10 protein-coding genes are annotated in these 9,480 nt (G+C 31.6%); all 10 read right to left on the bottom strand.

From position 1 onward, the window contains the following. On the bottom strand, positions 1-767 hold a 767-nt coding region (locus ACKI42_RS01880; protein ID WP_407401868.1), incomplete at its 3' end, for a UDP-N-acetyl glucosamine 2-epimerase. 53 nt (positions 768-820) lie between these two features. Then, the gene (locus ACKI42_RS01875; RefSeq protein ID WP_407401866.1) at positions 821-1,171 is read right to left on the bottom strand and encodes a four helix bundle protein; all 351 of its coding nucleotides are present in this window, start codon (positions 1,169-1,171) and stop codon (positions 821-823) included. Between the two features lie 67 nt (positions 1,172-1,238). Further along, positions 1,239-2,393, bottom strand: a complete 1,155-nt coding sequence (locus ACKI42_RS01870) for an NAD-dependent epimerase/dehydratase family protein (RefSeq protein ID WP_407401864.1) — start codon at positions 2,391-2,393, stop codon at positions 1,239-1,241. A gap of 74 nt (positions 2,394-2,467) precedes the next feature. Then, a complete protein-coding gene (locus ACKI42_RS01865) occupies positions 2,468-2,899 on the bottom strand; it encodes a WxcM-like domain-containing protein (protein WP_407401862.1) in 432 nt (143 codons plus the stop codon). A 63-nt stretch (positions 2,900-2,962) separates the two neighbouring features. After that, positions 2,963-3,997, bottom strand: a complete 1,035-nt coding sequence (locus tag ACKI42_RS01860) for a polysaccharide biosynthesis protein (protein WP_407401860.1) — start codon at positions 3,995-3,997, stop codon at positions 2,963-2,965. A gap of 11 nt (positions 3,998-4,008) precedes the next feature. Continuing rightward, entirely contained in the window at positions 4,009-4,767 is a 759-nt protein-coding gene (locus ACKI42_RS01855) for an AglZ/HisF2 family acetamidino modification protein (protein WP_407401858.1), read from the bottom strand. Positions 4,768-4,771: 4 nt separating this feature from the next. After that, on the bottom strand, positions 4,772-5,386 hold the full coding sequence (gene hisH / locus ACKI42_RS01850) for an imidazole glycerol phosphate synthase subunit HisH (protein ID WP_407401856.1): 615 nt from the start codon (positions 5,384-5,386) through the stop codon (positions 4,772-4,774). Beyond that, positions 5,383-6,519, bottom strand: coding sequence for an N-acetyl sugar amidotransferase (locus ACKI42_RS01845; RefSeq protein WP_407401854.1), 1,137 nt, complete (start codon positions 6,517-6,519; stop codon positions 5,383-5,385). The genes hisH and ACKI42_RS01845 overlap by 4 nt, the downstream gene beginning before the upstream one ends. Before the next feature lie 15 nt (positions 6,520-6,534). Further along, complete coding sequence (locus tag ACKI42_RS01840; RefSeq protein ID WP_407401852.1) at positions 6,535-8,259, bottom strand: glycosyl hydrolase family 28-related protein; 1,725 nt, start codon at positions 8,257-8,259, stop codon at positions 6,535-6,537. Beyond that, positions 8,240-9,478, bottom strand: coding sequence for a hypothetical protein (locus ACKI42_RS01835; protein WP_407401850.1), 1,239 nt, complete (start codon positions 9,476-9,478; stop codon positions 8,240-8,242). The genes ACKI42_RS01840 and ACKI42_RS01835 overlap by 20 nt, the downstream gene beginning before the upstream one ends. Between the last annotated feature and the right edge of the window lie 2 nt (positions 9,479-9,480).

Below are 9,480 nucleotides of genomic sequence, written 5' to 3'. Positions count from 1 at the left end.
CGCATCTCAATTTGCATTTTATCGATCATGTTTTGTGTACGTGGGTGCGTAGAAACAATAATTGGGTAGTTGTATTTTTCTGCAATCGCATTTAATGAAGTCATTAATCCTCTAAAATTCTTTTCCGAATTAATATTTTCTTCTCTATGTGCAGAAACTACAAAGAATTTTCCATCTTCTAAACTTAACTTTTCAAGAACAGTAGATGCTTCAATTTGTGGTAAATAATGATTTAAAACCTCAAACATTGGAGAACCCGTTTTGATAATTCTATCAGCTGGAAGTCCTTCTCTCAACAAGTATTCGCGAGCAATGTCAGAGTAGGTCAAGTTGATATCCGAAGTATGATCTACAATCTTGCGATTGGTTTCTTCTGGAACTCTTTGGTCAAAACATCTGTTACCTGCCTCCATATGGAAAATAGGAATATGACGCTTTTTAGCAGGAATTGCACACAAACAAGAATTCGTGTCTCCTAAAACTAAAAAAGCATCTGGTTTCAATTCTTCTAAAAGCGGATCTATTTTAATTAAAATATTTCCCACAGTTTCTGTTGCCGTTTTCCCTGCTGCCTCTAAGAAATAATCTGGTTTACGAAGTCCTAAATCTTCAAAGAAAATTTGGTTCAGCTCGTAATCGTAGTTTTGCCCAGTATGGACGATGATATGTTCTACAGCTTCAGATTGGTCCAAAGCCATTAATACTCTTGATAATCTTATGATTTCTGGTCGTGTTCCCACAACCGTCATTACTTTTAATTTTTTCATTTTTTTAGCTATTGGCTATTAGCTTTCAGCATTTAGCTGATTACCTATAGTAATTATTTTAATTTGTTGATTAAACCTGCCAGCATTTTTTTGATTTCAATTATTTGATTATTCAAAAACAAATAATCACTTTCAATAATAAAAGATAATTCAAATGACAAAAATATAAGATATTCTACTTCGCTTGCAGATGCAAATGCAATTTGAATAAATCTTTTAAAATCTGCATCACTCCCTCTTCCGCAACCTTCCGCAATATTGGTAGGTACCGAAATACTCACTCTTCTCAATTGAGATGTCAAACCAAACAATTCTTGCTTTGGAAAAGATTCGCTTACTTTATACAATTCTTTTACGAGTTCATGTGATTTACTCCAAACTTGTAATTGTCTAAAATCTTTCATTTTTCCTCATATATTGTAGCCTTTGACATTCGGCTTATTTCTGAACGCCGAAAGCTGACAGCTCAATTTAAACAGTTTCGAAATAAGTATCTGAATCCTCTGGATTAAAAGGCTCATCGATCCAAAAGATGGTGTATAAATCTTCCGTTCCAATGTTTTTGATGTTATGGGTATACCAAATCGGCATATCTACATAAGCAGGTTCAGTTCCATCTAAATAAAAATCAAGCACCTCATCTGTGTCAATTTTTCTTAGCTGAATTAAGGCTTTTCCTTTAATTACGGCAAAACGTTCAATTTTACGGGTATGATAATGATTTCCCCTTGTAATATCTGGGACTGTAGTAGAAAATGAACACTGTCCGCCAATTCCCAAACGAATTACTTCTACAAAAGCTCCTCTAGGATCCGTATGTTGAGTAAATTTAACCGGAAAATGCGACTTATAATCTATATAAGAACGATAGGTATTGAATAAATTATGTTCGAAAGTTGAATTTAAAACTGGGATTTCACCACCCTCAAAATATTTTGTTTTATAGTCATTCAAAAGTGCTAGCACATCCGAAACTTTATTTGTTGAGGTTGGTTCAATTTGTAATTCTGGTTGACTTTTTTCAGAACGAATTTCATTAATGATGGTCATTACCAATTCCTGAACGTAGATTAGTTTTACTTCACCATCATTAGCAATTGTTGGCGTTTCGCCATGCGTTAATTGATGACAAAATGTGGCAACGAATGAGTTATAGAAAGGTTTTCCAAATGCACCAAAAACATTAGGAATAATTAGACCCGTTACTTTTCCATGGTTTTCGTTAGCCCAATTTACAATCGCTTCACGACCTTCACGTTTTGATTTTCCGTAAAGATTATTTCTTTCTTCTTGCGTAGAAGAAGAGATTAACACATGTGCTGTTGATTTTGTTCTCTTCAGAGATTCCACCAATTGCTTGGCTAAAGCTACATTGGTTTCGTAAATGAATTGTTCAGATTCATGACGATTCATTGCAGCTAAATGCACAATGACATCACATTTTGAAACAAATTCATCCAAGACTACCTCATTTCCAAAAAATTCTTTTTGAAATTCTACTCTTTCAAATTCTTCAGGAAATAATCCTAATGTATTATATAAATGTTTTCCTACAAAGCCATTTTGCCCTGTAATACCAATCTTCTTGCGTGATTGGTGATTAATAATTGGTGATTGGTTACTCATATTTACTTTTTGTGATTGGTTATTAGTGATTTGCAAAATTTTCAGAAAGCAATGACTAATAACAAATTACTATTCTACATTTTATTACTAAAATAATCTATTGGAAATCGATATTCATCCTGTATTTCTTCTAAGGCAAAATCTGCTAAAACAAGCAATTTACTTTCTTTTTCAAGAGATTTTATCGCAGTAATGCAGCCTGAAGGAATATGTAAATAATCTAATTGATTATCTTCCAAGATATATTTACTCATTTCTAAATCTTTAGACGGATGGTCGAAATGATCCACTTTTATCACAGAAATTTCAAATTTCCCCTTCATACAAGCGAACCAACGCTGCTCTATTTTATGACCTTGCCAACCTCGAATAAATTCGGTTGAATGGTTTTCTATCGTGTAAATGCGTTTTATTTTGGAAGCATCAAATTCATTATTGAAAGTGATAATTCCTCTATCGTCTTGATGACGGTTTCCGACTGTAATTGCTGAATGGATATTTGTCATTTAATTTGGATTATTGTTATCGATTTACTTAAAAACAAATCTCTTATCACTATTTACAAATTACTAATAAGGATATTGCATTACATCTTCTCCAAATACTTCTTTGCGAATTAAAGGTAAAGTAGAAATCAATTTTTTCAAACCTTCTACCCCTTGCTGTTCTGTATTATGAGAATGATAATCTTCTATGACAGCCACTTCTTCTTCTCCTTCAGAAAAATATTTGGCATAATTGAGATCACGATTATCAGCAGGAACACGATAAAAATCCCCCATATCCTCTGCTTTTGCCATTTCTTCTCTTGTGCAAAGCGTTTCGTATAACTTTTCGCCATGGCGAGTTCCTATTACTTTTACGGGCACTTCTTTCCCTGTCAATTCAATAAGAGCCTTCGCTAAATCTCCAATAGATCCTGCAGGAGCTTTATTAACAAATAAATCTCCAGGATTTGCATGTTCAAACGCAAAAAGAACTAAATCCACCGCATCTTCTAATGACATGAAAAACCTGGACATATTAGGATCTGTAATGGTGATAGGTTCCCCTTTTTGAATTTGATTTAAAAACAAAGGAATAACAGAACCACGAGACGCCATTACATTACCGTAACGCGTTAAACAAACCACAGTATCTGTAAGATTTCTTGCTTCAGCTACAGCAACTTTCTCCATCATTGCTTTAGAAATTCCCATGGCATTGATTGGGTAAGCTGCTTTATCTGTAGATAAACAGATCACTTTTTGTACCTTGTTTGCGGCGGCGGCACGTATTACATTTTGAGTACCTTCTACATTGGTTTTTACCGCTTGCATTGGAAAAAATTCACAAGAAGGAACTTGTTTTAGCGCTGCAGCATGAAAAATGTAATCTACTCCACGGGTGGCAGGTTCTACAGAGGAGTAATCGCGTACATCTCCGATATAATATTTAATTTTAGAATTTCTGTATAAATTTCGCATATCATCTTGTTTCTTCTCATCACGAGAAAAAATTCGAATTTCACTGAAATGGTCAGTTTGCAAAAATCTGTTTAACACCGCAGTACCGAATGAACCTGTACCACCAGTTATCAGGAGGGTCTTATTTTGTATTTTCATGATAATAATATTCAGTATAAACTGTTTTTTACTTCCTTATCTGGATAATTAATTAGAACTGCTTTGAATTTACCCTTAAAGATAAATAAGCTTCCCGCTGCAGCTCCAATAATTTTAAATTCTTTATATAAACTTTTTATTTGATCTAAACTTCCTGCTCCTCCCAATATCGTTATTGGTTTTGAAATGTGCTCAAATACTTTTCTTACCAATTGGAAGTCATACCCTTTTTCTGTACCGTCTAGATCAATAGTATTAATGATAATTTCTCCAAATTGTAATTCTTTAATCTTTAACAAAAATTGAATTAAATCTGTTTTGGTATTTTTTGTCCCGTTGTGGGTATAAATGTCATATCCTCCGAGTAATCTTTTTTTCACATCTATTACTAATACTACACTTTGGCTCCCTACTTTATTACTAATTTCATTCACTAAATCTAGATGAGTGAACAAAATACTGCTTAAGGCTATTTTTTCAATCCCTAAATTAAATATTTTTTGGGCTTGCTCCACCGTTTTTATTCCTCCTCCGTAGCATATTGGCATACGAGACTGAGAGGCTATATCACCTATTAATTTGTAATTTGGTTCTTTACAATCTCGTGTGGCTGAAATATCGAAGATACAAATTTCATCAACATGTTTTTCGTTAAATATTTTTACTGTGTTTACAGGATCTCCAATATATTTTGGATTCTTAAAATTCGTTGTTTTTACAACTAAACCGTCTTCAATAAGCAAACTTGGAATAAGGCGTGGTTTCAGCATACTATTAGATATTTGCAAAATTTTTCAGAAACTCCATCCCTGCAATATGACTCTTTTCTGGGTGGCATTGTATACCATAAATATTATCTTTTTGAACAACCACTGTTATCTCGTTTCCATAATAGGTAGTCGCTATAATATTTTGTTCTTCGTCACAATCCATACAATAAGAATGCAGAAAATAGAAATCTTCTGCCTCATTTATATTATGAAAGAGTATAGAGTCTTTTTTTTTACTCACCGTATTCCAGCCCATATGAGGTAATAAAGTGTTCTGATGTAATGCGGAAGTGTCTATTTTTACAACTTTTGATTTTATCCAACCCAAGCCTTTTCTATTTCCCTCCTCACTACTATCTGCCATCATTTGCATCCCTACACAAATTCCTAAAATTGGAATTTTATGCATAATCACTTGTTGATGTAGCATGTCTATCATACCTGACTCTTCTAGTTTTTCCATAGCAAAGTCAAAATGGCCGACACCTGGTAAGATAATTTTTTTAGCTTTCATCAGCTGATCAGGGGTTTTAGCCAAAGAGCATTCAATACCTTGTTCTTGGAAGATATTAATAAAGGCATTGATATTCCCAATACCGTAATCAACAATTGTAATCATCTGAATAATCTTTTTTCCATTCCAAAAACTCGCATAGCTTGAATTCCCAAACCGATTAATTTTCTCTTGGAATTATAATTCCTAAAAGTTTTATTTTCCCCCTTAAAAAGATTCTCAAATTCATGTTCAGAAAAATCTAATTTATCAGCGATATATTTTTTTTCATTCATCAGCTCCTGTTCGGTTAATTCTGGCGTTGAGATTCTATTTAACGCTTCATCTCTAGTCATTTGTCCTGTTAGAATTAGGCTAGAAAAATGTGCTTTTCTTTTATCAAAACCAAACTTCCTGGGTAACCAATAGTCTTCGATAAATCTCGTAAAACGAGACTCATGATGTTTGTGCTTGAATGATTTCCATCCAAACTTTTTATATAATAAATCTTCAACCTCTTTTTTATTGTATTCAATATAATTCAATGGGTGGAAAATCTTCATTCCCAACATTTTTTGATAATAGATTTTATACGTTAAAATATCTATTATTGGAAATGATTTTAACTTGATATTTCCAAAACTTTTATGAATATCGTTTACTAATACTATATCTATCCCTGGATATGCTCCCCATTCTTCTGGCTCTCTACAACATTCTGTACTATAATTGGCACCAGTAAAAACATATTTTATTCCATTTTTATTAGCGAATTTGTAAAGGCTAGAAAAAAATGCGATATCTTGAGGCATGTCTTGATCTGGAATTTGAGCTTTGAAAAAAGATCTTTGTAAATCTTTCATTTCATTCCAATTGATCACATCAGTGTACAAATCCAAATTCAAACCCGTAATTAATTTTTCAATGTTAGATATAGCTTGTTCAGTATTCCAGCCTGCATCTACATGATAGATTAAAGGCCTGAGCTTCAATACTTCTGCTGTAATATATACACAGTAAGAACTATCTAAACCTCCACTTAGTCCTATAATACAATCATACTCCTTATTTTTACATTCAGATTTTATTTTTTCTGCATATTTTAGTAACTCATCCATTCTACCTCTTCCAAAATTCCATTCTGGTACTATTCGTTCTAGAAAGTTTGTATAATAATCACTTTCACCAAAATTATTAAAAATAATATTAGGATCTGTGGTATCCATAATGGTTTTGGAGCAAGTTTGGTTTGTTGTCATTGCTTTATTTTTCACTTAATATATAGGAATTGGATTTAATCCCTTCGCTAAAGCGGGTATTGATAAATAAAAAAAACTATTTTTTTCTGCATCCGTATCGATGCAAAATTGCACAACTTCATTCTTATCAGGCATAGCAAAACCTGAAATCCTTACCCATTTATTTCTATTCTCATTATTTATAAATAATGAAATATACTTTCCTTCAACAGCTGAAATAGCAATATATGTACCCTTAAATGCTGGTGGAATAAATACCCAAGCACTTACAGAAAATTTGGTTTTACCATCTGGTAATTCTATTGGTGATAACTTTGCTCTTCTAACATATTTTGTATCAATGATTGTTATTTTTTTTGTCATATCCAAAGGGAAGCCCAATGGGCTTAATATATCTGATGCAGAGAATGAGATTGAATTCATATTTACATCAACTTTATTAAGCCAGTTTTTCTGTAAGATATTATTTGATTTAATCTTTGATGAAAAATATTCACTTCCTAAATATTCAACCGTACCTTCTGAATTTTTAAATATAATATTGTTATTAATACCAAGATCCTGAATGTAATTTGAGGAATATCTTAATGTATTAGTAATTTCAAAATCATTAAATTCTCCACTGTATTCAATATAATTATTAGCAGTATTTGGTCTTAATAAAACAAGTTTTGCAGTGGTGTTGGTATTACCTAGAAAAACTTTATTACCAATTCCCTCTATAATCATCATATAATCTTGAGGTTGATCTTCAAAATTCCAATGCCAGTCGCAATTTTCAAATTTATTATTTGACCCTAAAACAAACCATGGTTTCTTATAGTCTCTACTTAAAAGGTTAAATCTTTCAAATCTGCAATTCTGAAATGTATTATTATTTCCAACATATTGTGTATTACTAGCAGGTTCTATATCAATATTAATAAATAAATTTTTTTCAGCTCCTAAACTTCTTAAGTCTATAGATGAATTGCGTTGAGCTCCATTATAAAAAGTATTTCCATTACTACCTCCTAAGGTTTTGATACCTACCCAGTTTGATTGGGAAAAATAATTGGTAAATATATTTAGATAGGATTCTTCTAATATTAATGCATTTAAAAAATTTTCAATATATACGTCTCGCCAATCTGAAGAATGCATTTCTTTACAGTGTACACCCGTACCTTTCATATTATCTTGTGGTAGTGAGTACTTATTAATTGTATTTACTAAAGATAGATTATATAATGTGAATCTAGCTGTGGATAAATCAGGAACTTTACTTTTGTAGCTTATACCTATCCCTAAATGTTGAATTTTTAAAACTGAGTTTTTAGCACCGTCACCTTGTATAACTAAGTTATCGAAATCAATATTCAGAGTTTTCTTTAGTATATACTCACCTTTAGGAATGTATAACACTCCGCCATTAGATGCCTTAATATAATTAATTGCGTTAACAAAAGAATCGGTATCGTCGTCTTGCCCGTTTCCTTGAGCATAAAACCATTTCACATTTACTTGTCCAAAGTAAACTCTACGATAATATTTACCATTTTTTTTTATATATATAATCCCATCAACTTTTGTATCATCAATTTTAGAACCATTTATCCATTCTGATACCTCTTCGAAACTTACTGCTTCGTTGGTATATTTGTCATTTTGCACTATAAAACCTAGCTGCTGAGCTCCTGATTTATTAAATATCAGGACAAGGAAGATAAATAATAAAAAGTTATATCGTTGCTTCTCCATACTCTTTATTTAATAGATTTGTATTTGATATTTTTATTATATAGAGTGTGAGCGAATGGCAGATAACGGCTAAAGGAGATAATAGAAATGGATTTCCAATAGATGGGAATACGAATACCATCAGTCCCAAACATAATAATCCTAAAAAATTCCTCTTATCATTATTTCCAAACATTTTAAAAATTTTCCAAAATGTATAAATGTAGATAAAAAAGAGTAAGCAAGCCATAAATCCAAATTTATGAAGCAAATTTAGATACGTAAGTTCAAAGGCGTATGGTGCATCATCTGCCCTTATATAATTAGCATTAGTCAAAGACGCACCTAGTCCTCTACCAAAAAAGCTTATGTCGTCAATTAAATATACAGATTGTTCGGACCTTGTAGCGTTAGAAACTTCTCTATTACTAAACAACTCTATTAAAGTATCAGTAAGTTCAAAATACACTAAAATTCCGGCAAATAATAAAAGAGTAGAGAAAATTTTTATAATTACATTTAAGCTAAATCCTTTTAAAAATCGAAATATTATAATTAGTGCCATAATTATAAATGACGCCAGAATCATCCCTTTAGAGAAGGATATAATAACACTTGTAAAATAACTTATAAGAAAAATAATAATAAGACTACCTTTGCTAGTAAACAAAAGGTACTTATTATTACGTCCTATTGAAAAGAAAAATGTACCAAAAATAATTACAAACGGTATAAATATAATTAATTGTAAAAAACAAAAGATAACGCGTTCTCCCCCAATACCTGAAATATTTCCCTGGGTGAAGGCTAAGTAGGTGAGATAAAATATTACAGGAATTCCTATATATGCATTAAAAAAAACACTTTTTATAATGGAATAAACACTTAATTTAGTTATATAAAAAAAGTAGAATATGAGGTAAAATACCATCCCTCCAAAATTTCTAAAGATATATTTTTGAGGGACGTTGTTTATTAAACCTACAAATACTCCATACATCCAAACACCAAATATTAATAGCGGAATTAGATCAATAAAATTATAATTTATTTTTTTTAACAATAATTGCTTTAGTCCTCCAGTGATTAATGTGATAATCATAAATGCTACCAATAGTAGATACTGGATGGTAGTTCCGCCTGAAGCTTCATCTTTTGAAGGTAGGCTTGTGAGTGACATCGCTGTAAACAAAATAAAAAAGATAAAGTTTAGTTTTCTTCTTTTTAAAATTTTAATCATTT

The organism is Chryseobacterium sp. (assembly GCF_045629545.1).
GTDB lineage: Bacteria > Bacteroidota > Bacteroidia > Flavobacteriales > Weeksellaceae > Chryseobacterium.
The sequence above is the reverse complement of the archived record's forward strand: the minus strand, read 5'-3'. Positions and strand labels throughout refer to the sequence as shown.

Coding starts and splice junctions, on each gene's coding strand:
- ACKI42_RS01835 (WP_407401850.1), bottom strand. CDS start 9,478: ATGATTAAAATTTTAAAAAGAAGAAAACTAAACTTTATCTTTTTTATT.
- ACKI42_RS01860 (WP_407401860.1), bottom strand. CDS start 3,997: ATGAAAATACAAAATAAGACCCTCCTGATAACTGGTGGTACAGGTTCA.
- ACKI42_RS01840 (WP_407401852.1), bottom strand. CDS start 8,259: ATGGAGAAGCAACGATATAACTTTTTATTATTTATCTTCCTTGTCCTG.
- ACKI42_RS01845 (WP_407401854.1), bottom strand. CDS start 6,519: ATGACAACAAACCAAACTTGCTCCAAAACCATTATGGATACCACAGAT.
- ACKI42_RS01855 (WP_407401858.1), bottom strand. CDS start 4,767: ATGCTGAAACCACGCCTTATTCCAAGTTTGCTTATTGAAGACGGTTTA.
- ACKI42_RS01870 (WP_407401864.1), bottom strand. CDS start 2,393: ATGAGTAACCAATCACCAATTATTAATCACCAATCACGCAAGAAGATT.
- ACKI42_RS01875 (WP_407401866.1), bottom strand. CDS start 1,171: ATGAAAGATTTTAGACAATTACAAGTTTGGAGTAAATCACATGAACTC.
- hisH (WP_407401856.1), bottom strand. CDS start 5,386: ATGATTACAATTGTTGATTACGGTATTGGGAATATCAATGCCTTTATT.
- ACKI42_RS01865 (WP_407401862.1), bottom strand. CDS start 2,899: ATGACAAATATCCATTCAGCAATTACAGTCGGAAACCGTCATCAAGAC.